The organism is Paraburkholderia sediminicola (assembly GCF_046026675.1).
Classification (GTDB): domain Bacteria; phylum Pseudomonadota; class Gammaproteobacteria; order Burkholderiales; family Burkholderiaceae; genus Paraburkholderia; species Paraburkholderia sediminicola_F.
In genome coordinates this window covers 899883-925107 of record NZ_JAQQEY010000001.1, presented here as the reverse complement: position 1 = coordinate 925107, position 25225 = coordinate 899883, and the positions used below count along the sequence as shown (strand labels likewise).

At 62.4% G+C, this 25225-nt stretch carries 16 protein-coding genes; 8 read left to right on the top strand and 8 right to left on the bottom strand.

Translation table 11 applies throughout. The annotated features are described in order from the left end of the window. Positions 1-109 precede the first annotated feature (109 nt). Positions 110-1357 carry an ABC transporter substrate-binding protein gene (locus PQQ86_RS04005; RefSeq protein ID WP_408265039.1) on the bottom strand — a complete coding sequence of 416 codons (1248 nt, stop codon included), beginning with the start codon at positions 1355-1357 and terminating at the stop codon, positions 110-112. A 533-nt stretch (positions 1358-1890) separates the two neighbouring features. Between PQQ86_RS04005 and zwf the strand changes: the two genes are divergently transcribed. The 4 genes from zwf to PQQ86_RS03985 all read left to right on the top strand — a co-directional run bounded on the left by zwf (position 1891) and on the right by PQQ86_RS03985 (position 8016). Further along, complete coding sequence (gene zwf / locus PQQ86_RS04000) at positions 1891-3354, top strand: glucose-6-phosphate dehydrogenase (protein WP_408265038.1); 1464 nt, start codon at positions 1891-1893, stop codon at positions 3352-3354. A 196-nt stretch (positions 3355-3550) separates the two neighbouring features. Further along, positions 3551-4258 (top strand): 6-phosphogluconolactonase, encoded by a 708-nt coding sequence (pgl, locus tag PQQ86_RS03995; RefSeq protein WP_408265037.1) that lies wholly within the window; start codon positions 3551-3553, stop codon positions 4256-4258. After that, positions 4236-6152 carry a bifunctional transcriptional regulator/glucokinase gene (locus PQQ86_RS03990; protein WP_097391665.1) on the top strand — a complete coding sequence of 639 codons (1917 nt, stop codon included), beginning with the start codon at positions 4236-4238 and terminating at the stop codon, positions 6150-6152. The genes pgl and PQQ86_RS03990 overlap by 23 nt, the downstream gene beginning before the upstream one ends. 937 nt (positions 6153-7089) lie before the next feature. After that, positions 7090-8016 (top strand): bestrophin family protein, encoded by a 927-nt coding sequence (locus PQQ86_RS03985; RefSeq protein ID WP_408265036.1) that lies wholly within the window; start codon positions 7090-7092, stop codon positions 8014-8016. Positions 8017-8027: 11 nt separating this feature from the next. On the opposite strand, the gene PQQ86_RS03980 is transcribed toward PQQ86_RS03985, so the two are convergent. The 5 genes from PQQ86_RS03980 to apbC form a co-directional block, all read right to left on the bottom strand. Then, the gene (locus PQQ86_RS03980) at positions 8028-8771 is read right to left on the bottom strand and encodes a lysozyme inhibitor LprI family protein (RefSeq protein WP_408270062.1); all 744 of its coding nucleotides are present in this window, start codon (positions 8769-8771) and stop codon (positions 8028-8030) included. Between the two features lie 2 nt (positions 8772-8773). Next, on the bottom strand, positions 8774-11059 hold the full coding sequence (locus tag PQQ86_RS03975) for an Orn/Lys/Arg family decarboxylase (protein ID WP_408265035.1): 2286 nt from the start codon (positions 11057-11059) through the stop codon (positions 8774-8776). A gap of 84 nt (positions 11060-11143) precedes the next feature. Then, the gene (gene dcd / locus PQQ86_RS03970; protein ID WP_012432068.1) at positions 11144-11713 is read right to left on the bottom strand and encodes a dCTP deaminase; all 570 of its coding nucleotides are present in this window, start codon (positions 11711-11713) and stop codon (positions 11144-11146) included. A gap of 249 nt (positions 11714-11962) precedes the next feature. Next, positions 11963-12496 (bottom strand): superoxide dismutase family protein, encoded by a 534-nt coding sequence (locus tag PQQ86_RS03965; RefSeq protein WP_093636251.1) that lies wholly within the window; start codon positions 12494-12496, stop codon positions 11963-11965. 131 nt (positions 12497-12627) lie between these two features. Next, entirely contained in the window at positions 12628-13716 is a 1089-nt protein-coding gene (gene apbC, locus PQQ86_RS03960; RefSeq protein WP_408265034.1) for an iron-sulfur cluster carrier protein ApbC, read from the bottom strand. 340 nt (positions 13717-14056) lie between these two features. Between apbC and PQQ86_RS03955 the strand changes: the two genes are divergently transcribed. Together PQQ86_RS03955 and metG are read left to right on the top strand one after the other, a co-directional pair. Next, complete coding sequence (locus tag PQQ86_RS03955; RefSeq protein ID WP_054035104.1) at positions 14057-14710, top strand: YiaD family glycine zipper/OmpA-like lipoprotein; 654 nt, start codon at positions 14057-14059, stop codon at positions 14708-14710. A gap of 396 nt (positions 14711-15106) precedes the next feature. Then, on the top strand, positions 15107-17239 hold the full coding sequence (gene metG / locus PQQ86_RS03950) for a methionine--tRNA ligase (protein WP_408265033.1): 2133 nt from the start codon (positions 15107-15109) through the stop codon (positions 17237-17239). Between the two features lie 114 nt (positions 17240-17353). Here metG and PQQ86_RS03945 read toward each other — a convergent pair whose 3' ends face one another. Together PQQ86_RS03945 and PQQ86_RS03940 are read right to left on the bottom strand one after the other, a co-directional pair. After that, on the bottom strand, positions 17354-21790 hold the full coding sequence (locus PQQ86_RS03945) for a translocation/assembly module TamB domain-containing protein (protein ID WP_408265032.1): 4437 nt from the start codon (positions 21788-21790) through the stop codon (positions 17354-17356). 28 nt (positions 21791-21818) lie between these two features. Beyond that, entirely contained in the window at positions 21819-23657 is a 1839-nt protein-coding gene (locus PQQ86_RS03940; protein WP_408265031.1) for an autotransporter assembly complex protein TamA, read from the bottom strand. A gap of 426 nt (positions 23658-24083) precedes the next feature. Here PQQ86_RS03940 and PQQ86_RS03935 point away from each other — a divergent pair, with 426 nt between their 5' ends. Both PQQ86_RS03935 and PQQ86_RS03930 read left to right on the top strand, forming a co-directional pair. Beyond that, entirely contained in the window at positions 24084-24269 is a 186-nt protein-coding gene (locus PQQ86_RS03935; RefSeq protein WP_054035105.1) for a DUF3460 family protein, read from the top strand. 4 nt (positions 24270-24273) lie between these two features. Further along, complete coding sequence (locus PQQ86_RS03930; RefSeq protein ID WP_054035106.1) at positions 24274-25146, top strand: segregation and condensation protein A; 873 nt, start codon at positions 24274-24276, stop codon at positions 25144-25146. Positions 25147-25225: the final 79 nt, after the last annotated feature.

The window sequence follows — 25225 nt, the reverse complement described above, 5'->3', positions numbered from 1 at the left end:
TCTCGCCCTAAGTAACGCAACGGCATAACGCAACCGCAGCAAGCAATCCGAAGAACGCGCCCGGCGCCCACGATGGGAACCGCCAGACGCGCCACTTCGCTTACGTCACTTACTTGGTCTTCGCTGCCTTCGCGAGCGCGGCAACCGCGGTCTTCGAATCTTGCTGCGAGTTCATGAACTTCGTGACCACGTCCGAGATCGCACCGGCTGCTGCATCCGGTTGCGCCATGCCGTGTGCCAGCGAAGGCACATAGCCGCCCGACTTGATCGCCACCTGTTCATCCGCATACGACTTCTTCGCGCAGTCGTCGAACTTGGCCATCGACACGCCCAGACGAACCGGAATCGAGCCCTTGTTCAGGCTGAACTGTTCCTGGAAGTCCGGCGACATGATCGTCTTGGCCAGCGCCAGTTGACCCGGCGTTGCGGCCTTCTCGCCCTTCTGCTGGAAGAACACGAACGAGTCGACGTTGAACGTGTACGACTTCTCCGTGCCCGGCACAGCAGCGCAGATGTAGTCCGAACCCGCCTTCTTGTTGGCGTTGGCGAACTCGCCCTTCGCCCAGTCGCCCATGAACTGCATGCCGGCCTTGCCGTTGATGACCATGGCCGTTGCCAGGTTCCAGTCACGGCCCGTGCGGCCCGCGTCGAAGTAACCCTGGATCTTGCGAACCGTATCGAACACGCCGACCATCTGATCCGACGTCAGCGTCTTCTCGTCGAGATCAACCAGCGCCTTCTTGTAGAAGCCCGCGCCTTGCGACAACACCACGTCTTCCCACAGCGTCAGGTCTTGCCACGGCTGACCGCCCATCGCGATCGGCTGGATGCCCGCGGCCTTCATCTTGTCGGCCACCGCGAAGAACTCAGGCCACGTGGTCGGCACCTTGCCGCCTGCCTTGTCTAGCGCTGCCTTGTTGATGTACAGCCAGTTGACGCGGTGCACCGAGAACGGTGCTGCCACGTAGTGACCGTCCGCGTGCATGATCTTGTCGATTTCCGGCGGCAGGTTCTTCTTCCAGTCGGCCGCGGCCGAGTCGATCGGCACCAGCACGCCTTGCGAAGCCCAGTCCTGGATCAGCGGACCCTTGATCTGCGCAGCGCTCGGCGCGTTGCCCGAGATCACCTGCGTCTTCAGTGCCGTCATGGCAGCCGCACCCGCGCCGCCAGCAACCGCGAAGTCCTTCCACGTGTAACCCTGCTTCGTCATGTCGTCCTTGAGGACGCCGACGGCTTTTGATTCGCCGCCCGAAGTCCACCAGTGCAACACTTCGATCGACTCGGCAGCTTGCACAGCCGAGACGCCACACATCAGACCTGCGGCGCACAAAGCGCCCATGATCGCGCGAAATTTCATTGCTTATCTCCTCCAGACACCTGAACAAAAAACAAATGGCCCCTGATGTCGCCAGGGTGCTGTGGTTGGTTCAAACAGGCAAAACACTGGGCGATCGAGCACGGTCGGGCGCATGCGTTAAGGCATGTGCCGGCGGACCGATATCCGGCCGCTGGAAGCTCAAGAGATGAGTGGTTCGGGATGCAACTGACTGTCTCCTCTTTTGATTTTTGCCTGCCCGCGTCGCGCGCGGCAGACTCGAGGTGCCTTGCACGTTAACCCTGACGCCAGATCAGCTTTCCGGCCTTCCGTAAGGGCCGCCGGGGGCATGCTGGCACGTGCTCGCACGCAATGTCCGTTAACATGCAGGGGACGCCTGCCGATTCGGGAAAACGCGCATCTAGCCTCACAGCGCACGCTTTTTTCATCGAATTAGCGCTACCTCTTGATTTGGATTGTAGTTAAACTACAATTCAGTGTCAAAAAATATTTTATCGGACTACGGTCGCCCTTTTTCGGTCCTCACGGCGACCCCAGGATATCGACGGAGACACATGCAAACCGATTCAAGCTTCACCTTCGTTCTCTTCGGCGGAACCGGCGACCTGTCGATGCGCAAGATCCTGCCGGCACTGTATGAAGCGCACCGTGCGGGCGGCATGCTGGCCGACAGTGGCAAGATCGTCGCGGTAGCACGGCATGTGGCTGATCGTGCGGCCTACATTGACTGGGTCAATGAGCACGTCAAACCGCACGTGTCGAAGAACGGTGTGGATGAAACAGCATGGGCGAGCTTCCTCGACCGTATCGAGTTCGTGAAGATCGATCTCGGCAACCCCGAAGACTTCACGCTGCTGCGCGACGCCTTGAGCGGCCGGCCAGGCATTCGGGTGTTCTATCTGGCCACGGGTCCGTCGCTGTTCGTGCCGATCTGCCGCGCGCTGGCTTCGGTGGGGCTCAACGAAAATTCGCGCATCGTGCTGGAAAAGCCGCTCGGCTACGACCTCAAGTCGTCCAACGCAATTAATGATGCGGTCGGTGAAATCTTCGCTGAAGAACAGATCTACCGGATCGACCACTACCTCGGTAAGGAGCCGGTGCAGAACCTGCTCGCGCTGCGCTTTGGCAATGTGCTGTTCGAACCGTTGTGGCGCCGCGAATGGGTGGAAAGCATTCAGATCACGATTGCGGAAGAACTCGGCGTGGAAGCGCGCGGCGACTTCTACGACAACACTGGCGCCTTGCGCGACATGGTGCAGAACCATTTGCTGCAACTGCTTTCCATCGTCGCGATGGAACCGCCGCATTCAATGGATTCCGACTCGGTCCGTGACGAAAAGCTGCGCGTACTGCGCGCGTTGAAGCCGATCGATCCGCGCGACATCGGCAAGGTCGCCGTGCGTGGCCAGTATCATGCGGGCGTGATCCGCGGCAGCGCGGTGCCGGCATATGCAACCGAGCCTGGCGTGAAGCCGGACAGTACGACCGAAACCTTCGTTGCAGTGAAGGTGGAAATCGAAAACTGGCGCTGGGCCGGTGTGCCGTTTTTCCTGCGAACGGGCAAGCGTCTCGCAGATCGCGTCGCTGAGATCGTGGTGAATTTTCGTGCGGTGCCGCATTCGGCGCTGGGCGCGTCCGCATTGCGCGGCGGTGCGAACCGTCTCGTGATCCGTTTGCAGCCGAACGAAACCATTCGCCTCTACTGTCTCGCGAAGCAGCCAGGCGAAGGCATGAACCTCGCCAGCGTCCACCTCGACCTCGCGTTTGACCGCTTCTTCCGCGAAGGGCAAATGGAGGCGTATCAACGTCTGCTGCTCGACGTCATCAACGGCCGCCTCGCGCTGTTTGTGCGGCGCGACGAGCAGGAAGCGGCATGGCGTTGGGTCGAACCGATCCTCAACGAATGGGCTACTGCCAACAAGCCGCCCAAGCCGTATGCAGCAGGTACGTGGGGGCCGGCAGCGGCGAGCGCGATGTTGGCGCAGCACGGCACCTGCTGGCTCGAAGAAGAGAATTGAATCAACTGAATTACGGCGTCGTACCATGCGCGATCCTGATCGAAGCACGGCACGGCGCCTGCAAGACCCACCGACGAACTGAACGGAATGGCGCCGGTATCACGAAGGCGTCTGCAAGTCATCCCGCTTGCAGGCATCGCGTGAGAGCAGCATGGCACGTTCCGCAGATCTAACAAGAAAGCAGCACGGAGGAGAAGTGATCGAGCTTCACGCTTTCGACGATCAACGCGCCCAATCCGACGCGTTGGCGAAGGCGGTTGGCGACGCGTTACATGCGTCGCTCGCCGCACAGACGGCTGCGTCAACCAACGACGCGCGCCCGGCAATGCTTGCAGTGTCCGGCGGCAGCAGCCCGCGTCCGTTCCTGCAGATGTTGTCCACGCAATCCTTCGACTGGGCGCGCATTGCCGTGACGCTGGTCGACGACCGCTGGGTGCCGGAAACGGACAGCGCGAGCAATTCGCAACTCGTGCACGACACGCTGTTGCAGAACGCCGCAAAAAATGCCGCTTTCTGGCCGCTGGTCGATGCCACGCAAGACCTGAACGCGCACGTTGCCGCGCTGAACGCCGACCCGCGCTTTAGCGCCGTGCCGGACGTCGCGATTCTCGGCATGGGCGAAGACGGCCACACCGCGTCGATTTTCGCGGATGCGCCCGAATGGGACTACGCGATCACCACCCCCGAGCGCTTCGTTGCCGTGCATCCCGGCAGCGCGCCGCACGCGCGCGTGAGCTGGTCGCTCTCTGCCTTAAAAGAAGTGAAGCACCTGTTTTTGCTGATCGCAGGACCGCGCAAGATGGACGTGCTGAATGCCGCCGCCGCTGCGCTACAAAAAAATGCCATCTCGCAGTTGGCAAACGACAAGGGAGTGAGACTCGATGTCTACTGGTGTGCAAACTAAGGCTGTTCCGGGCGCGGGCCAGCACGCCGATGGACCGAGGCTGCTCGCCGACATCGGCGGCACCAATGCGCGTTTCGCGCTCGAATACAGCCCGGGCGAAATCGGCTCGGTGCAGGTCTATCCGTGCGCCGACTATCCGGGCGTTGCCGAAGTCATCAAGAAGTATCTGAAGGACACCAAGATCGGCCGTGTGAATCACGCGGCGATTGCGATTGCGAACCCGGTCGACGGCGATCAGGTCAGCATGACCAATCACGACTGGAGCTTTTCGATCGAAGCCACGCGCCGCGCGCTCGGCTTCGACACGTTGCTGGTGGTGAACGACTTTACCGCGCTGGCCATGGCGCTGCCCGGCCTGACCGACGCGCAGCGCGTGCAGGTGGGCGGCGGCTCGCGCCGCCCGAACAGTGTGATCGGTTTGCTCGGCCCGGGCACCGGCATGGGCGTGTCTGGCCTGATTCCCGCCGACGACCGCTGGATCGCGCTCGGCAGCGAGGGCGGCCACGCCACCTTCGCGCCAGCCGACGAACGCGAAGACATCGTGCTGCAGTACGCGCGCAAGAAGTGGTCGCACGTCTCGTTCGAACGGGTGGCGGCGGGCCCGGGCCTCGAAGTGATTTACCGCGCGCTGGCGGGCCGCGACAAGAAGCGTGTGGCGGCAAACGTCGACACGATCGACATCGTCAAACGCGCGATGGAAGGCGAGCCGCTCGCGGCCGAATCCGTCGATGTGTTCTGCGGAATTCTTGGCACCTTCGCCGGCAATATCGCGGTGACGCTCGGCGCATTGGGCGGCATCTACATTGGCGGCGGCGTCGTGCCGCGGCTCGGCGAGTTCTTCTCGCGTTCGTCGTTTCGCAAACGGTTCGAGGCGAAGGGCCGCTTCGAGGCGTATTTGCAGAACGTGCCGACCTACGTGATTACCGCTGAATACCCGGCGTTTCTGGGTGTTTCGGCGATTCTCGCGGAGCAGTTGTCGAACCGCGCGGGCGGCAGTTCATCGGCCGTGTTCGAGCGGATTCGCCAGATGCGCGATGCGTTGACGCCGGCCGAACGCCGCGTGGCAGATCTCGCGTTGAATCATCCGCGTTCGATCATCAACGATCCGATTGTTGATATCGCGCGCAAGGCCGACGTGAGCCAGCCGACGGTGATCCGCTTTTGCCGCTCGCTCGGCTGCCAGGGCTTGTCGGATTTCAAGCTGAAGCTGGCGACTGGTTTGACCGGCACGATTCCGGTGAGTCATAGCCAGGTGCATCTCGGCGATACCGCGACGGACTTTGGCGCGAAGGTGCTGGACAATACCGTGTCGGCGATTTTGCAGCTGCGCGAGCATTTGAATTTCGACCAGGTCGAGCGGGCCATTGATCTGTTGAACGGTGCGCGGCGGATCGAGTTTTACGGGCTCGGCAATTCGAACATCGTCGCGCAGGACGCGCATTACAAGTTCTTCCGGTTTGGAATTCCGACAATTGCCTACGGCGATCTGTATATGCAGGCGGCGTCTGCTGCGTTGCTTGGCAAGGGCGATGTGATTGTGGCCGTGTCGAAGTCGGGACGTGCACCTGAGTTACTGCGCGTGCTCGACGTCGCCATGCAGGCGGGGGCTAAGGTGATTGCCATTACGTCCAGCAATACGGCGCTGGCCAAGCGGGCCACCGTCGCTTTGGAGACCGATCACATTGAGATTCGCGAGTCGCAATTGTCGATGATTTCGCGGATTTTGCATCTCGTCATGATTGATATTCTTGCCGTTGGTGTGGCGATTCGGCGCGCTGTGCCTAGCGCGGATGTGGCTGAGACGGTCGCTAAGGCGCGACAGGGCGCGGATGATGATGCTACTGCTGTGCTCGATTGGTTAAGTCATGGGGCGGCTTCTTCGCCGCGGGATTAAGGGTTGTTTTGCGCCTTCGCTGCGGGGTTGGTTGTTTGCCTGCGGCGTTGGCCTTTTGATTGGTTTTTTGCCTGCGCGGCGCTTGTTGTCTGTGCTCCTGGGGCTTTGGCCTTTCCTTGTTTTGTTAGTGGTCTATTAGCGTTGCCCCTGTGCGGGGCGGCACCTACTTTCTTTGCCGCCGCAAAGAAAAGTAGGCAAAAGAAAGCGGCTCTAACCGCTCATGCTAAGCGGGCGCCGAGGTCTGCTGCGGGGTAGTGGTGCATCTGGAATCTGTGTTCGTGCCGCTGCATACGCTTGTGACAAGGGCGTCATACTTCCGGCGGCGCTCCGCGCGCCGAAGAGCACTTCTTAAAACCACCCGCTACGTTTTGACAGTCACGCCTCGCCAACAGGTCGTGGCCCGTCATTGCACCGCCATTACCATTGCAATTCTGATTGGAACAGCAACTGCTGTCTGCGATCATGATCGGGACCAGAACGATGATTGCCGCGCACCGACATATCATTTGAAGTGAGGGGTTCCCGGATGAGTGCAGAGGCGCATCGCCGAGGCGAAGCCGATGGCCCTCACGGACCATGGTTTCCCATGCAGACCCGTCCGCGACGCGCGCAGTGCGGAGTGGGAGCTGACGACTCCTTTGTCACTAACGCCGAATGTGCGAGAACACGGATTCCAGATGCACCACTACCTGCAGCAGACCACGGTGCCCGCTTAGCATGATCGGTTTGAGCCGCTTTCTTTGCTTATCTTTCTTTGCGGCGGCAAAGAAAGTAAGTGCCGCCCCGCACAGGGGCAACGCCAATAGACCACTAACAAAACAAGGAAAGGCCAACGCCCCAAGAACACGGACAATGCCGCCGCAAAAGGCAAAAAACCATGGTCCAACACCTTTAGCGATAATAGAACCCCACCCGCCGAAGGCAAAAATCCGCTGCGATGATCATCCGCCCACACCTCCATTGGTTCCGCATGCTGCTTGCCTGGCGAGGCTCCGTCCTCCCGCAACTGCTGCCCAGGCTATTCCTCATTTTCTGCATCGCGATCGTCGCGGTGGCCGCTCACGACCACCTGCTGCCGGTCTCGCTTAATCTCAACACCACCACCCCATTCTCGTTGCTAGGCATAGCGTTGGCAGTCTTTCTAGGCTTCCGGAACAACGCCAGCTACGACCGCTGGTGGGAAGCCCGCAAGCTGTGGGGCCAGTTGCTGAACGACACACGCTCGCTCACCCGCCAGGCCCTGACGCTGCAAAATAAACAGCTGCCAAAGGAAGACATCAAGGAGTTTGTCGCCGCCCTCAGCGCCCTCCCCCATGCCCTGCGTCACCAACTCCGCAATAGCGACCCGCAGGAAGATCTCGCGACACGCCTGCCCAAAGCGCTTTTTGACCGCGTCATAGCGTCGCGCTACAAACCGGCGACACTCCTGCTGTTTCTCGGCGAATGGGTGCAGCGCCACGCACAAGCAGGCACGATCGATCCGATGGCGGTGCTCGCCTTCGATCGGAATCTGAATGGTCTGTCGGATGTGATCGGCGGTTGCGAGCGCATCGTGTCGACGCCGCTGCCCTTCGCCTACTCGGTGATGATTCACCGCACGGTGTATTTCTTCTGCGCGTCCCTGCCGTTCGGACTGGTCGACAGCATCGGCATCTTCACGCCGGTCTTCGCGGTGTTCGTCGCGTACACCTTCATGGCGCATGAGGCGATCGCCGCGCAGATCGAAGAGCCCTTCGGCACCGACGACAACGACCTCGCGCTCGAAGCGATGTCGCTCGGCATCGAAGACGCCATGCGCGACCTGCTAGGGGAACCGGCACCTGCGCGGCCCGCGTCGCAAGCTGAAGCCCACGTGCTCACGTAAGTCGTGAGCACTCAGTCGTTGCCGACTGTCTCCGACAAGCGCTTGAGCGTCGCCACCCGCGCACCGATGATATCGATACGGCTGCCTTCATCGATCACCGGCGTGGCGGCGTTGAGATACGCGGTCCAGGCCTTTTGGGCGCGCGCGAGCGTCGGACGCGAGCGTGCCGGCATCTTCGCTTGTAAGCGGCGGTAGTAGCGGTTCAGATCGAACATCGCGTGTTCGCATTGCGCGTCCGCCGTACAGGCGCGCGGACGGCGCGGCGGGTCCCCGCCGCCGGCGCTGACCCTGACCAAGGCACTGCGCAGCGCAAGCGCGCGGTCACGCACCGGCTGCAATTGCATATCGGCTTCGGCCAGCACATACATCGAGCCGTGCGTCGTCGCGAATACGGCCGCCAGCAACTGCTTCTCGACATCGCGCGAGGCCAGCCAGCTTGCCTGGCTCTTTTCCCATGGTTTGCGCTGCGCCTGCGGCAACTTCGCCTGAAGCTGCTGCCACGCGCCGTCCAACGCGGCCTTCCAGCCGATTCGCGCGTTCTCCATGCACTGTACCTGCCCCGCCGTCGACGACATGTCGCTGCGCGCCAGACAGGTGCGCATCGACGCGTCGATCGGGTCGGCAGCGGCGACTTCGGCATGCGCCTGAAGCGGCGCGACACCGAGCACGGCCACCGACAGCGCCGACGTCAGGGCCAGCGAGCCAAACGCGCGCCGCCACCCGTCAGCACCCAGCAGGGACTTCACCACCCACATCGTCAGGCGCGCACGCAATCGACGAAGTATTCGATGCGCCCGTTGATGGTTTCGCCGACAAGCCCGTGGATATCCGTGTGGAAACCCGGGAACCGCTCGTTGAACTCGCGCGCGAAACGCAGATAGTTGACGATGGTCTTGTTGAAGCGCTCGCCCGGAATCAGCAGCGGAATGCCCGGCGGATACGGCGTCAACAGGATCGACGTGACGCGGCCTTCGAGTTCGTCGATCGGTACCCGGTCGATCTCGCGGTGCGCAAGCTTGGCGAACGCGTCCGATGGCTTCATTGCCGGCTCCATGCTCGACAGGTACATCTCGGTCGTCAGGCGCGCAATGTCGTTCGCGCGATACACGCTGTGGATCTGCTCGCACAGATCGCGCAGACCGACACGCTCGTACATCGGATGATGCGAGACAAATTCGGGCAGCACGCGCCACAGCGGCTGGTTGTTGTCGTAGTCGTCCTTGAACTGCTGCAACTCAGTCACCATCGAGTTCCAGCGGCCCTTGGTAATGCCGATCGTGAACATGATGAAGAACGAGTACAACCCGGTCTTCTCGACGATGATGCCGTGCTCGGCCAGATACTTCGTGACGATCGCAGCCGGAATGCCGGACTCGCCGAAGCCGCCGTCCATATCCAGACCCGGCGTGACGATTGTCGCCTTGATCGGGTCGAGCATGTTGAAGCCTTCAGCGAGCGGGCCGAAACCGTGCCACGCGTCGTTCGGGCGCAGCATCCAGTCTTCGCGCGAACCGATGCCCTCTTCCGCGAACGTCTCCGGGCCCCACACCTTGAAGAACCAGTCGTCGCCGTATTCGGCGTCGACCTTGCTCATCGCGCGGCGGAAATCCAAAGCTTCGGCAATCGACTCTTCAACCAGAGCCGTACCGCCCGGCGCTTCCATCATCGCCGCGGCCACGTCGCACGAAGCGATGATCGCGTACTGCGGGCTGGTCGACGTGTGCATCAGATACGCTTCGTTGAAGCGATGCTTGTCGAAACGGCTGTTCTTCGAATCCTGTACGACGATCTGCGAAGCCTGCGAAATACCGGCCAGCAACTTGTGCGTGGAGTGCGTGGCGAACACCAGTGCGCCGATGCGCGGACGGCCGGCGCCGATCGCGTGCATGTCCTGATAGAACTCGTGGAATTCGGCATGCGGCAGCCACGCTTCGTCGAAGTGCAGCGTGTCGAGCCAATCGCCGAGCATTTCCTTGATCATCTCGACGTTGTAAATCACGCCGTCGTAGGTGCTCTGCGTGATGGTCAGGATGCGCGGCTTCAGGTCCGGATTTTTCGCCAACGCTTCGCGGGCGAACGGATTCGCCAGGATCTTCTTCTTGATGTTTTCCGGCTCGAATTCGCTGCGCGGAATCGGGCCGATGATGCCGAAGTTATTGCGCGTCGGCGTGAGGAACACCGGAATCGCGCCGGTCATCGTGATCGCGTGCAGGATCGACTTGTGGCAATTGCGGTCCACCAGCACGATATCGCCTGGCGCCACTGTGCCATGCCAGACGATCTTGTTCGAGGTCGACGTGCCGTTGGTCACGAAGAACACGTGGTCTGCGCTGAAGATGCGCGCTGCATTGCGCTCGGACGCGGCAATCGGGCCGGTGTGATCGAGCAGCTGACCGAGTTCGTCGACGGCATTACACACGTCGGCGCGCAGCATGTTCTCGCCAAAGAACTGGTGGAACATCTGGCCGAGCGGGCTCTTCAGGAACGCGACGCCACCCGAGTGCCCCGGGCAATGCCATGAGTACGAGCCTTCGTCCGCGTACTGCACCAGTTCCTTGAAGAACGGCGGCGCGAGCGAATCCAGGTACACCTTGGTCTCGCGAATGATGTGGCGCGCGACGAACTCCGGTGTGTCCTCGAACATGTGGATGAAGCCGTGCAGTTCGCGCAGGATGTCGTTCGGCAGGTGGCGCGAGGTGCGCGTTTCGCCGTACAGGAAGATCGGAATATCGGCGTTGCGGCGGCGCACTTCAGTCACGAACGCGCGCAGCGCGACGATCGCGGCAGCCAGTTCCGGCGTCTCGCCTTCCACCACCACGTTGTCGACGTACGGCAGCAGTTCGTCGTCGTCGATCGACAGGATGAAACACGATGCGCGGCTCGACTGCTGCGCGAACGAAGTCAGATCGCCGTAGCTCGTCAACCCGAGCACTTCCGCGCCTTCTCTCTCGATAGCTTCGGCCAAAGCCCGGATGCCGGAACCCGAGATGTTCTCGGAGCGAAAATCTTCGTCGATGATGACGACGGGAAAACGAAACTTCATGGGCGATTCTCCAAAAAGAACGACCGCTGCATTTGACTAAGCAGCGGTCACCCGAATAGCTGGTGGGTCAGTACGCTGCCGACGTCACGTCTTGGGCAACGTGACGCCGTGCTGACCTTGATATTTGCCGCCGCGATCCGCGTACGACGTCTCACAAATTTCGTCGCTTTCGAAAAACAGCACCTGGGCGACGCCTTCGTTCGCGTAGATTTTCGCAGGCAAAGGTGTCGTATTCGAGAATTCGAGCGTGACGTGTCCTTCCCATTCCGGCTCGAACGGCGTGACGTTCACGATGATCCCGCAACGCGCATACGTGGATTTGCCCAGGCACACAGTCAGGACGCTGCGCGGAATGCGGAAATATTCGACGGTGCGGGCCAGCGCGAACGAATTCGGCGGGATGATGCAGACATCGCCCTTGAAGTCGACAAACGACTTCTCGTCAAAGTTCTTCGGATCGACGATGGTCGAGTTGATATTGGTGAAGATCTTGAATTCGTCGGCGCAGCGGATGTCGTAGCCGTAGCTCGAGGTGCCGTAGCTGACAATCTTCCGGCCGTCTTCGGAAACGCGGACCTGATCCGGTGCAAACGGCTCGATCATGTTGTGCGACGCGGCCATGCGCCGGATCCACTTGTCGGATTTGATAGTCATAGGTGAACGCTGCTCGACTTGAGTGACAGATGTGTGACGGGTAACGATCCGGTGTAAGGTCCGGGCCGGGCGCCCCCGGCTGGGCGACCCGAGCTACGCGTCCCGTCCGAAAGGCGCTTATTTTACGCGATCAGGAGAATGCTGCCGCGGCCGGTGCCTGAGAGCTGTCCCAGGCACCGCAAAAGGCTTGCCGTGAGGCCATTCATCGGCTAAACCCCGGCGGCGGATAAGACCTGCGGGGCATTACACTCACTGGCGAATCAAGCCGCATGCGAGCGCGGGGCCCGCGCCATGTTGCGGGTACGCGTAAGGGTCGGTCGCGTCGTGATGCAACAGAACCGCGCGTTGCAACACCGAGCGGATACCGTCGAGCGACACGTCCGGCGCAACAATGAAGCCGGTGGCCACGCCGTTCGCATCCGCGTGGATGTTGCCAAGGTCGCCTTCGACCCGGGCACCGGTTTTCAGACGCTCGGCTGCCGGAGAGAACACCGGGCCGGCGCTGGAGCCGTCGGCGGCATTGCAGTCGCCGCGCTCATGCACTTGCAACGCGTGGTCGCTATCTGGCGGCAAGCCCGAGAGATTGTAGGTGACCTGCACACCGTCCGAACGCTCGATGAACGTGACGAGACCGCGTGCCTGATTGCCCACGGTGGGCAGCAACTGCGCGTCAGCACGCTTTTCCTGTGGTCTCAGGAACGTGCTACAGCCGCATAACAGCACACTGCTGGCAGCCAGGACGATGAACGCATGCACCGCCTGCCCGTCGATTCGTTTTCCCATGCGATCCTCTTGCCGGCCTGGTGGCCGCCCCTGCGGCCGCTGAGCCGAACTTGTGAAGTCGACATGATACCGCGAGACCAGACGCAAATTGGCGACTTGGCCCCGCTTTAACCCCTTGTCCGAACGGCTAGTCAGGTGTTCTGGACGACGATGCTGGGAAACTTCGAGGTCATGTCGCGCGCCCGCTCGGCGATATGGATCGCAACCTTGCGCGCGATCGACCGGTAGATCTCCGCGATACGCCCTTGCGGGTCCGCCACGACGGTGGGTTTGCCGGAGTCGGCCTGCTCACGGATAGCGATGTCGAGCGGCAGGCTGCCGAGCACGTCGACGCCGTATTCCTTGCCCATCCGCTCGCCGCCGCCCGCGCCGAAGATATGCTCTTCGTGACCGCAATTCGAGCAGATATGCATACCCATGTTCTCGACGATGCCGAGAATCGGAATGCCGACCTTCTCGAACATCTTGAGACCCTTCTTCGCGTCGAGCAGCGCGATGTCCTGCGGCGTCGTGACGATCACGGCGCCCGTCACCGGCACGCGCTGCGACAAGGTCAGTTGAATGTCGCCGGTGCCCGGCGGCATGTCGACGATCAGGTAATCGAGGTCTTGCCAGTTGGTCTGCCGCAGCAGCTGTTCGAGCGCTGAAGTGGCCATCGGCCCGCGCCACACCATCGGGTTGTCCTGCTCGATCAGAAAGCCGATCGAGTTGGCCTGCAAGCCGTGGCCGGTCATCGGATTCATCGACTTTTCGTCGGGCGATTCCGGACGGCCGACAATCCCGAGCATCATCGGCAGCGAGGGGCCGTAGATGTCCGCATCGAGGATGCCGACCGACGCGCCTTCGCTCGCCAGCGCCAGCGCGAGGTTCACGGCGGTCGTGCTCTTGCCGACCCCACCCTTGCCCGACGCCACCGCAACGATGTTTTTAACGTTCGGCAAGAGTTTGACGCCACGCTGCACGGTATGCGCGGCGATCTGCTGGGATACCTCGACACGCACGTTTGCCACGCCGGGAACGGCCTTCAGCGCTTCGGTGAATTGCGTGCGGATGGCTTCAAACTGCCGTTTGGCCGGATAGCCGAGTACCACCTCGAGGCCAACCGTGTCACCCTCCACGGCCACGTTCCTGATGTTCTTCGCAGCCGCGTAGGGCTTGCCCGTGTTGGGGTCAGTGACGGCCGCGAGGGCAGCGTCGACCAAAGCCCGATCGATACTCATTGACACTCCGTGGGGAACACTTGCGGCGTGGTGGAATCCAAGTCTCCGCCACGCGCCAGAATTTGAAAAAAATTGTTAGACAGCATTGCTAAAACCAGGCACGCCGTGCACCCTTCGGGCAGGCGGAACGCCATGGGGTCGCATCGCTGCGTACTTCAGTCATCATTGTAGTGGCTGGCGCCAAGCCTTGCCGGAAGACCCTTCTCCGCTGTCGGACCGGGACCACGGAAGACGCAGGATTCTCGTATTGTCGACTTGCGCGCTTTACGGCCGTCACGTTCGACGGATAGATTGATCGCTTCCACCCGCTTTACTCGCTTCACTCAAGAGGAATCAGAAAATGAATGCAAAAATCATGACTCGCCTGGCTGTTTTTGCCGTTGCCGGTTCGTTGCTGGCAGGCTGTGCAAGCCAACAAGGTACGGACACGGCCGTCGGCACGGGCGTAGGCGCTGCCACCGGCGCGGCGATCGGCGCGATCTTCGGCGGCGGTAAGGGCGCGGCGATCGGTGCGGGCGCCGGCGCAGCGGTGGGTGGTATCACCGGCTACAACTGGCAAGCCATTCACAACAAGCTGTCGGGCGCCACCAAGGGTACCGGCACGCAGATCACCGAGCAGCCGGACGGCTCGCTCAAGCTGAACATCCCGAGCTCGGTCACGTTCGACACCAACAGCTACGCGGTCAAGCCGTCGTTCGCACCGGTGCTGGATCAGTTGACGCAGACCATGCAGCAGAATCCGGAACTGATCGCCCAGGTGATCGGCTACACGGATAGCACGGGTCAGCCGGCTTATAACCAGACGCTGTCGGTCAACCGCGCGCAAAGCGTGACGGGCTATCTGGGGCAACGCGGCGTCGCGCCGCAACGCCTGTCGGCACAAGGCATGGGCCAGAACCAGCCGGTCGCTGACAACAACACCGAAGCCGGCCGTGCCGCAAACCGTCGCGTGGAAATCTATCTGCGCGCCACGGCTCAGCACGCCACGCAATAACGGCACAGCCTGTAGAGGGAGAAGCAACCGGGCGCCGGGCGGCTCTTGCCACTTCGGTCTGAGGCGTCCGGCAAGCCGTAAAAAGCGCGGGAAACAAAATCTCGCACGAGAACGAAAAAAATTTCGAACTCTGCCGAAAATCCGCGGTCTGTCTTTACGGTACGTGGCTGGCGAAGCCGCCGCGTCACCATTCTCCTCTTGTCGTTGTTGCTCCGGGGTTAATAGCCCCGGTTTTTTTTGGGCGCTCGGTTTTCGCTCCGCAGGAAGTCTCCCTAGGGGACACACCGCCCTGCCCTGGCAGCGACCCACCCGCGCGGCCGAGGCGGCCCAGCCCGCGCCAGACGCCGGCCCTGCTAGAATCAACGTTTCGTCCCACCGCAGGCTCCCACCATCCTTATGTCAGCACCCGCAACCGATCTCTCCGCAGGCGCGCCGTCAGGCCGTCGCCAGGTTCTCGTCACGTCGGCCCTTCCGTATGCGAATGGGCAAATCCATATCGGCCATCTGGTTGAATATATCCAGACGGACATCTGGGTCCGGACGTTGCGAATGCACGGGCACGAGGTCTACTACGTGGGCGCCGACGACACGCACGGCACGCCGGTCATGCTACGCGCGGAAAAGGAAGGTCTGACGCCGAAGCAACTGATCGACCGTGTCTGGCAGGAGCACAAGCGCGATTTCGACAGCTTCGGGATTTCGTTCGACAATTACTACACGACCGATTCAGAAGAGAATCGCGTGCTGAGCGAATCGGTCTACCTTGCGCTCAAAGACGCCGGCCTGATCGAAGCGCGCGACATCGAACAGGCATACGACCCCGTCAAGGAAATGTTCCTGCCGGACCGCTTCATCAAAGGCGAATGCCCGAAGTGCGGCGCGAAGGATCAATACGGCGACAGCTGCGAAGTCTGCGGCTCGACTTATCTGCCGACCGACCTGATCAATCCGTATTCGGTCGTCTCGGGCGCCACGCCGATTCGTAAGACCTCGACGCACTACTTCTTCCGCCTGTCCGATCCGCGCTGCGAGAATTTCCTGCGCGCGTGGGTGGGCGGTCTGGCACAGCCGGAAGCCACCAACAAGATGCGCGAATGGCTCGGCGATGCCGGCGAAGCCAAGCTCGCCGACTGGGATATTTCGCGAGACGCGCCGTATTTCGGCTTCGAAATCCCGGGCGCGCCGGGCAAGTATTTCTACGTGTGGCTGGATGCGCCGATCGGCTATTACGCGAGCTTCAAGAACCTCGCTGAAAAACGCGGCCTCGACTTTGACGCGTGGATTCGCAAGGGCTCGACCGCTGAGCAATACCACTTCATCGGCAAAGACATTCTGTATTTCCACACGCTGTTCTGGCCGGCCATGCTCGAATTCTCGGGCCACCGCACGCCGACCAACGTGTTCGCACACGGCTTCCTGACGGTGGACGGCGCGAAGATGTCGAAATCGCGCGGCACGTTCATCACCGCGCAAAGCGTGATCGACACGGGCCTGAATCCGGAATGGCTGCGCTACTACTTCGCCGCCAAGCTGAACAGCACGATGGAAGACCTCGACCTGAATCTCGACGACTTCCAGGCGCGCGTGAACAGCGATCTGGTCGGCAAATACGTGAACATCGCGAGCCGCGCCGCCGGTTTCCTGATCAAGCGTTTCGACGGCCGCGTGCAGGACAGCGCGATGCAGCACCCGCTGCTCGCCACGCTGCGCGCCGCCGTGCCGCAAATCGCCGCGAACTACGAAGCACGCGAGTACAACCGCGCGCTGCGTCAGACCATGGAACTGGCCGATGCGGTCAATGCGTACGTCGACACCGCCAAGCCGTGGGATCAGGCGAAGGATCCGGCGAATGCGGCCGCGTTGCACGAAACCTGCAGCGTGAGCATCGAGGCATTCCGTCTGCTGTCGCTGGCGCTCAAGCCGGTGCTGCCGAAGTTGGCGGAAGCGGTCGAAGCGTTCCTCGGCATCGAACCGCTGGTGTGGGCCGACGCGAACGTGCCGCTCTCTTCCACGCGCCCGATCAACGCGTACAAGCATCTGATGACGCGCGTAGATCCGAAGCAGATCGAGGCACTCATCGCAGCGAATCGCGATTCGCTGCAAGCCACGCCGGAAGCCACGGCGCCGGTGGATGCCAAGGCCAAGTCGAAGGCAGCGAAAGCAGCCGCCGATAAGGATGAGACGCCTGGCATCATCTCGATCGACGACTTCGCCAAGATCGATCTGCGCATCGCGAAGATCGTCGACTGCAAGACGGTGGAAGGCTCGGACAAGCTGCTGCAACTCACACTCGACATCGGCGAAGAGAAGACGCGCAACGTGTTCTCGGGCATCAAGTCGGCCTATCAGCCGGAGCAACTGGTCGGCAAGCTGACGGTAATGGTCGCGAATCTCGCGCCGCGCAAGATGAAGTTCGGTCTGTCCGAAGGGATGGTGCTGGCGGCTTCGGCCACCGACGAGAAAGCCGAACCGGGCCTCTACGTGCTCGAGCCGGATAGCGGTGCGAAGCCGGGCATGCGCGTGAAATAAAGCGCGCGGCGTCGAACGCTGCAGGCATCAACAAAAACGGCACGCCTTAAAAGGCGTGCCGTTTTCATTTGTGTCGCGGCGTTTGTCAAAGCACGGCCACCGCCATCACCGCCATCACCACCGGATCTGATCGAAGCGCCGCGTGTAAAGCAATTCCATGCCGTCGAACGTGCCGCCATATGCCGCGACCGACCAATAGCGCGTGAGGTTCACCGTCGCCTTGATCGCATTGCTCGCCGACTGCAGACCCTGCTCGTAGCCCACCACGAGCCATTCGTTGATCGCCTTCGACACCATCACCACTTGCGGATCGGTCAACCCGACTTCGCTTCGCCCGATCGAAAACTCGTCGAGCCCGAAGGTCTGCGCGATCCGTTTGCCGCTCGCGCTACCAAGCAAGGCAAGCGCGGTTGTCATGGTGCTTTGCTGACCGAGGTTGTTACCCTGATCCGTGCCGTGTCCGAACAGCAGCCACGAGAGCTTTTCGTTATCCGCCACGTTCGGCTCGGACACCAGCTTCGCGACCGGAAACTGGACGGTGCCCGTGACCTGCACGCCCGCCTCGACCTGCTGATTGCGGCGCATGGCCAGGATGTTGATGCCCGGATTGGCCACCGGACCGTTGAACGTGAAGAAGCCATTCTCAATGTTGAGCTTGCGGCCGAACGCGGTATAGGTCGAGCCCTGCGTCACGCGGACATTCCCGACCGCGCGCAACGGCAGGTTCGGCGCGCTCATCGCGGTGATCGTGCCGCTCAGGCCGAGATCCGCGCCCATGCCGCGGAAACGGAAGCTGTTGCCGAGACTGATGTCGATATTGGCGCGCGGCGCGAACGGACCGATTGGCTTGTTGGTACCCGCCACTTGCGGCGGTGGCCGCTCGCCCGCCACCGTGCCGTCCGGACGTACCACCACCACGTCGTCGCCGAGCTTCGGCGCGGACTGCTCCGGCATATCGAACAACGCGTGATCGACCACGAATTTGCCATTGATCGCCATGCCGCCCTCTGCCCCGGCGTTCGCCACGCTCGCGCTACCCGATAGCGATAGATTGCGGTCCGGCGCCGCAAACAATTCCAGCTTGTCCGCGACGATGCTCGCGGTCAAATCCGGCTGTGCGCCATCCAGGCGCACACGGCCGGTGGCGCGCAGCGTGCCGCTCGCGCCGTGAAACTCGACCTGCTGGAAGTCCACCAGATTTTGCGAGAGCGCGATGCGCACCACACCGTCCTTCAACTGCACGCCCTGGTCGACCATCGTCGCCGACAAGCCATCGCCGATCAGCGACCCCGTCAGGTTCGGCTTGGCGACCGTGCCGCCGAGCGCAAGTTTCAGCGCGAGGTGGCCGTCGAGCAGATAGCTCGGGCCGAACAGGCCGCCGGTTGTTTTCAACGACGGCACGTTCGCATTCACATTCCCGCTGACCGCGCCCTCTTCGTTGACGGTCAGGAAGCCGTCGCGCATCACGAGTGTGGTATGCGCGTCGGCGTCGATCACGCCAATCCGGCTCGCCTGCGCGTGCACGATCGCATTCAGCCGGTTACCGCCGCTGAATTCGGCGCGCGCGCTCATATCCGTGATGCCCAACGAGGCGAGACCACGACCGATCTCGACCGTAACGTCGCCGCTGCGACGCTTCAACTGAATGTGGCCGCTCGCGGTGCTGCCGAGCGCGAAATCCCAGTCGCCGTCGAATACCAGATCGGTTTTGACGGCCGGCGGCTCGCCGGTGATTTGCCGCCGCAGATCTTGCAGGCGCGCGAGCGAAATGTCGGTCAAGCTGCCCGTGGACTGGATCTTGCCGTGGTCGAACGCGAACGATTTCAGGCTCAGCACCGCGCCCTCGAGCGTAAGGCGGGTCGCCCCAAGCGTCAGACGGTTCGGCCCGGCGCTCACGGCGAGCGGCGACTCGAGATTCAGCGCCGGTGTGCCGCGATTCTGCAGGCGGGTCACGGTGCCGTCCCAGCGCGTGCCGTCGCGTGCTTCGGTCAATTTGCCGTTGGCGGCGAGTGTCAGATCGAGCGGACGGTCCTGCAATTTGCCGGTAGCCACCGCTTCAAGCGTATGGTTGGCGCGCGTGCCCGACAGGCGCGCCGTGAGCGTGGTGAGATCGACGCCGCCAGCGCTGAGATTACGCGCGTCGGTCGTGAAAACGAGCGCGCCGTTCGCGCCGTCGCGCAGTTCGGCGTGACCTTCCGCATGCCCGATGCGGTTACTGCTGAACACCACACTGTCTGCCTTGTAGTTCAGCACGACATTCGGATGCGCGAACGAGCCGGTGACATCGCCATCGGCGGCGATAAGACCGGCGAGCCCGAAACCGAGGCGTTCAAGTTCCGGAGCATCGACACGGAAACGCAGCCGGTCGCCGCGCGCACCGAAGCTGCCCTGCAAGTCCACCTGATTGCCCGCCACCGAGAGATTCGCGCGGCTCGGCAGAATCCGCGAGCCGGACAACTGGACCACGCCGCCGCCCGTCAGCGGCAGGCCGTCGTAGACGCTCGGGCCGAGTTTGAATTCGGCCTTGGTGGTGAAGACCGGGCCGAGCATGCCGGCTGCCGTGAGCGTGCCGTTCACGCGTGCCTCGATCTTGTGGGCGGCAGGCGCGGCGTGCCTGGGCGGCGGCGTTTTGCGTTGAGCCACGTCGGCCCGCACTGCGGCCTTCGCTGTGTTCTTTACCGCGGCGGCGGCCTTGTCGCCAGGGGCCGCGCTTTTCGCACCGGCGGTGCTGCCCGCTTCTGCCGCGCCTTGTGCGCCTTGCGCGACTTTCGCGCCTTTCGCGCTTCTGGCAGGGCTTGCCGCAGGCGCCGGGCCCGTTACCGGCGTACGGGACGGCATCTGCGAAGTCAGCGTCAACGGATCGAAATCAGTCAGTTGCGCTTTCAGGTTGTAGGTGGAGTTCGCGTCGTGCTTAAGCGCACCGGATAGATCGATGCGGCCTTTGCCCGATGTGACCCGTACGTCGTTGAAGCTCAAGCGCGCGGGGTCGAAGATCACCTTGCCTTGCGCGCGCAACCCCGCTTTCGGGTCGGCGAGATCGAGTGTCAGGCTTTGCACGTCTTCGTTCAGACGGATGCCGATCGGACCGGAAAGCTGGGTAGGCCGCACGGTCGCTTCGAGCGCGTTCAGGTCGAGTCCGGCGACTTGCAGATCGAACTGGCCGCGTTTGCCGGTCAGCGCGCCACCGCCGGTGAGCGTGGCGCTCTTCACGAGCCGCACCATCAGGTTCGAAATACGCTGCGCCTGCGCGTCGAGCCGCACGTCGGCGTTGGCATCGATCACAGGGAGCAGGTTCTGGTCGATCGCACCGGGTTTGGCATTGACGATCGAGATATGGCCGGCGACGGCGAACCCCGCTGCGGCTTTTGCTGCTGCATCGGTGTTGACGCCGCCTTTGCCGTTTTTGACAACGTGCTGCGGCTCGGCAATACCGGTAGCGCTGCTGGCACCGGCAGTGCTCGCAGCGCCGGAAGCGCCGGCCGAACTCGCCGTATTCGCCGAGCCGGCAACACTTACCCCGCTGGCCGCACTAGCCCCACTGATCGCCCCCAAGGTCACCGCACCAGTTGCATCCTGTCCCACCGGCTGCAGTTCAGCCCGCACCGCCAGATCCGCCAGCGGTGCGCCTGGCGCAAACGCCTGCGGATTGATGTGATCGAAAGTCAGCGTGGCGCGTTGCAACGGCACGTCGCCGAACGGCGTGGCCTCGACTCGCGCATGGCCGGCGAGCTTCATGCCGCTAGCATCGAGTTCGGCGATGAGATTCTCCAGCGAACCGGTCAGATGGCCACCCACCTGCACCGCCTCGTTGTTGACCTTACCCGAATAGCCTATATCTCCGGTCAGCGGAAATGGCCGCACCCCATCGAGCTTCGCCGTCGCCGTCACGGCGCCGAACGGCGTGTCGAGCCGCTCGATCGCGGCCTCGTGGTGCCTGCCGTCGCTGCGGCCATGGAACATGAAACGGGACAGCTCGGTCGTCGACCCACCCTCGCGCAACAGCAGTTTGTCAACCTGCACGTCGCGCACCTCGAGTTGCATCGGCAAGCGCAAGTCTTGCGGCAATTTCAGCGGCCCGCTGCTGCTCGACGACGACGAACCGACACGGGCGTCGATCGTACCGACATGCAGGTAGTCGATCGCGAAGCGCCAAGGCTTGCGTGTCAGTTCCCAGCGGCCGGCCACGCGGTCGATCTGGATATCGGTGCCACTGCCGTCGAGACTGCGCCAGCGCACCTGCCGGAGTTGCACACCGTGGGCGATAGCGCCGCTCTCGAGCGTGCCGGTCAGCTTGCCACCCAGCAGTTTGACGGCCGCCTGCCACGCGTAAGCCGTCCCGCGCTCAGTCGTCAGCGCGCCGTACAGCAGGCCGATCGCCACGGCGACCAGCAGCACCAGCACGACGACCATCCACGCAAGCGCTTTCAGCAACAACCGGCCGCGACGGCGCCTGGGCTGCGGCGCATCGGGCGGAGGCTGCTGTCCGGGCGCTCCAGGCGGAAGAGCGCCGGGCGGCTGCGCGGGAGGTTGGGCGGAAACGTCCGTGGTCATGCGTGGATCATGTAGAAGCAGTTTTCCATCAGAAGGCGATGCCGAGGGTCAGGTACGGCCGCACGCTCCGGTTGCGGATCCCGTAGGCGACATCGACGTTGACCGGGCCGACCGGGCTGCGCCAGCGCGCTCCAACGCCGACGCCGGGATAAAAGACTTTCTCGCCCCAGGTATCGGTGGCGGTGCCGACGTCGAAGAACGCGGCTGCGCCCCAGTCGTGATTGAACCAATGCTGGTACTCCGCCGACGCGGTCACGAGATACTTGGTGGGCAGCACCGAACCGTCGACGTTATTACCAATGCTTTGATAGCTGTAGCCACGTATCGAATTCGAACCGCCCGCGCGGAACAGCAGCGAAGCCGGAATCCCGCTCGAACTGCCGCTCGTGAACACGCCGCCGAGTTCGGCACGGATCAGCACAAGGTCTTCCCTGCCGATCGGCAGATACTGCTGGCCACGGGCGTAGGCGCGCGCGAACGTCTGATCGGTCAGCAGGCCTTTGACCGCGAAGCCCGCTTCAACGTGAATCAGGTTGCCCGAACGCGGGAACAATGGATCGTCGGTATTGCGGCGGGTCCACGACCATGACGGCACCAGCGCGCGACTGGTAGTCGGCGCGATCGCGTTCTGATCGAGCCGGTCCTGGTAATAGAGGATCGCGTAGTTGTAGTCGATGAACTGCGACGTACGGGCCCGCTGCACGCCGCCGCGGATACTGTAGATACGCGTGTCGGACACGTCGGTAGTGGTGTAGGAAGCCAGCACGCTATTGGTCCAAGCGCGCGGCCCCGGCGGCATCGCGAGCTGGATTTGCCCGTACTGCTGGATCTGGTCGATGCGGCCGTCGACCGTAAACGGCCACGCTTTGCCGAAGGTGTCGAGATACGAATACGAACCCTGGATCAGCGGGCCGTTGTCGGTCGAATAACCCACGCCACCGCGAATACTGTTGTACGGATATTCCGACACCTTCACGTGCATCGGCGTTTCGACCGGCTTGGCCGGATCGCTGTCCACGTCGATCGCCACGCTCGCGTAGTACGGCGTGTTCTGCAACTGCCGCTGCAATTCGGCGACGCGTTGCACGTCATAGATATCGCCGGCCGAAATCGGATTCACGTTGTCGACGATCTGTTCCGGATAACGCCGCGTGCCGGATACGTCGAGCTTGCCCATCGTGAAAGTCGGGCCGCTCTCGTACGTCACCGATAGTTTCGCTTCGTGCGTACGCGGGTCGATCCGCGCCTCGGAGTGGTAGATTTTCGCGCCCAGGTAACGGCGCGACTGCAGCGCCTTGAGCGACGCGTTTTTCGCGTCGTCCCAGTCGCCTTGCGAAAACGGGTCGCCCTCGTGCAGTGAAAACGCAAAGCGCGCGGCATTTTCCTGCGCCGGATCTTCGGTCAGCACCGGGCCGCGAAACGATAGCGAAATCGACGTGATGAGGGTTTGCGGGCCGGGATCGACGCTCACCGTCACACGCTTCTGGTCGTCGACGGTTCGCACGTCGGTGCGCACGACCGGCGAGAAATAGCCCTGCGTGGCGGCCAGGTCGCGCACCTGTTGCGGGGTGGCCGTAATCAGAAACTCAAACTGGTCGTCGCTGATGTCGGGACGCTTGGCGAAGCGCGCCACATCCAGATGCGCTTCGAGCAGCTTGCGCAGCGAGCGCGGCGTGGCTTCGATATCGACCTTGTAGCTGGCTGGCGGGCGCCGTGCCGCGTGTGCGTCAACCGAAGCAAGCATGAGCATGACGATGCCGAACGCCAGCCACGCGCGCAGCCAGCGCCGAATGGGCGTCAGAGGCCCTCGCTCGTCACCGGTTTTGCCGCGCCGCCTAGGCGGCTTTTCGATCGCACACCCCGCCAAACAGGACCTCCGGCCGTGGTTGATGAATTCTGTCGCTCGGGCTCGCCGCGGCGGCCGAAGCTCGCTATTTGACCACATCGGCGCGACCGCGCCATCTCTTAAAAGGGCGTTTGCCGTATGGGACCCGGCGGGCGCTTAATCTGGTGCGCCGCCCCGAAACGGCATGCGTAGTGACGTCCACCCGGACGGCATAATCCGTGTTCACATGCCGATTCGCACACCGCTCCGCCGGCGACGTGCCCGCCTTTGACGCGTCGCAGCAGCGCGGGTTCCAGGCGTTTTTGCATGCGGGCCGCTCGCGCCGGCCATCGTTTTTCGACCACGCGCGGCGCATGCGGTAAAATTATGGAATAGGAGCGATGCTGCGCGGGTTTGCGCTTGTTCCCACCAAGCAGCCGCCATTCCCCAAACCACGGACGTCTAGCCATGTATCAATCGGACATCACCCAGTTCCTGAACCAGCTCAAGCAACAAAAACCGAATCTGGAAGCTGAGCAGCGCCGTGGCCGGTCGCTGCTGTGGGACAAACAGCCGATCGACCTCGAAGAACGCGCCGAGCAGAAAGCCTCGCGCGTGGAGCAGACGCCTTACTCGTACTATCAAAACTTCTAAGCGCGTGAGTCACGCCGACGAGGCAAAGGGCGCCACTCAGGCGCCTGACGCCGCGCTTGCCGCGCCCGCCACCGATTCGACGCCGGACACCGTAGACGGCATCGCTTTCGCACGCCTGTACGGCGAGCCGCTCTTCAAGCTGCCGACGGATCTGTACATTCCGCCGGACGCGCTCGAGGTGTTCCTCGAAACGTTCGAAGGTCCGCTGGACCTGTTGCTGTATCTGATCCGCAAGCAGAACTTCAACGTGCTCGACATCCCGATGGCGGATGTCACGGTCCAATATCTCGGCTACGTCGACCAGCTGCGCCAGACCAATCTCGAACTCGCGTCCGAGTATCTGCTGATGGCCGCCATGCTGATCGAGATCAAGTCGCGCATGCTGTTGCCGGTGAAGAAGGCCGATAGCGGCGACGAAGCCGAAGATCCGCGTGCCGAACTGGTGCGCCGCCTGCTCGAATACGAACAGATGAAGCTCGCCGCACAGCGCATCGACCATCTGCCGCAACTTGGCCGCGATTTCCTGCGCGCCGAGGTGTATATCGAGCAAAGCATCACGCCGCGCTTTCCGGATGTGGATAGCGAAGACCTGCGCGCCGCGTGGGCCGACGTGATCAAGCGCGCCAAGCTGGTTCAGCATCATAAGATTTCGCGCGAGGAGTTGTCGGTGCGCGAGCACATGAGCACGATCCTGCGGCGACTGCAGAACGCGCGCTTCATGGAGTTCTCGGACCTGTTCGACACGAGCAAAGGCGTGCCGGTGGTCGTGGTGAACTTCATCGCGATGCTGGAGTTGTGCCGTGAGTCGCTCATCGAAATCACCCAGGCCGAGCCGTTCGCACCGATCTATGTGCGCCTCGCCTATCTGCCGGCCTGATGCCGCAAAACGGGGCCTGCATGCGCCAGCGCTGCAGCAGACGCCTCCTTTCGGTGCACCCCGGGAACAAATCCACTAC

Excerpts from the sequence above, each read along its gene's own strand:
- PQQ86_RS03990 (WP_097391665.1), top strand. The coding sequence starts at position 4,236 with ATGTCTACTGGTGTGCAAACTAAGGCTGTTCCGGGCGCGGGCCAGCAC.
- PQQ86_RS04005 (WP_408265039.1), bottom strand. The coding sequence starts at position 1,357 with ATGAAATTTCGCGCGATCATGGGCGCTTTGTGCGCCGCAGGTCTGATG.
- PQQ86_RS03985 (WP_408265036.1), top strand. The coding sequence starts at position 7,090 with ATGATCATCCGCCCACACCTCCATTGGTTCCGCATGCTGCTTGCCTGG.
- PQQ86_RS03965 (WP_093636251.1), bottom strand. The coding sequence starts at position 12,496 with ATGGGAAAACGAATCGACGGGCAGGCGGTGCATGCGTTCATCGTCCTG.
- apbC (WP_408265034.1), bottom strand. The coding sequence starts at position 13,716 with ATGAGTATCGATCGGGCTTTGGTCGACGCTGCCCTCGCGGCCGTCACT.
- PQQ86_RS03980 (WP_408270062.1), bottom strand. The coding sequence starts at position 8,771 with ATGTGGGTGGTGAAGTCCCTGCTGGGTGCTGACGGGTGGCGGCGCGCG.
- metG (WP_408265033.1), top strand. The coding sequence starts at position 15,107 with ATGTCAGCACCCGCAACCGATCTCTCCGCAGGCGCGCCGTCAGGCCGT.
- PQQ86_RS03955 (WP_054035104.1), top strand. The coding sequence starts at position 14,057 with ATGAATGCAAAAATCATGACTCGCCTGGCTGTTTTTGCCGTTGCCGGT.
- PQQ86_RS03945 (WP_408265032.1), bottom strand. The coding sequence starts at position 21,790 with ATGACCACGGACGTTTCCGCCCAACCTCCCGCGCAGCCGCCCGGCGCT.
- dcd (WP_012432068.1), bottom strand. The coding sequence starts at position 11,713 with ATGACTATCAAATCCGACAAGTGGATCCGGCGCATGGCCGCGTCGCAC.
- PQQ86_RS03975 (WP_408265035.1), bottom strand. The coding sequence starts at position 11,059 with ATGAAGTTTCGTTTTCCCGTCGTCATCATCGACGAAGATTTTCGCTCC.
- PQQ86_RS03935 (WP_054035105.1), top strand. The coding sequence starts at position 24,084 with ATGTATCAATCGGACATCACCCAGTTCCTGAACCAGCTCAAGCAACAA.
- zwf (WP_408265038.1), top strand. The coding sequence starts at position 1,891 with ATGCAAACCGATTCAAGCTTCACCTTCGTTCTCTTCGGCGGAACCGGC.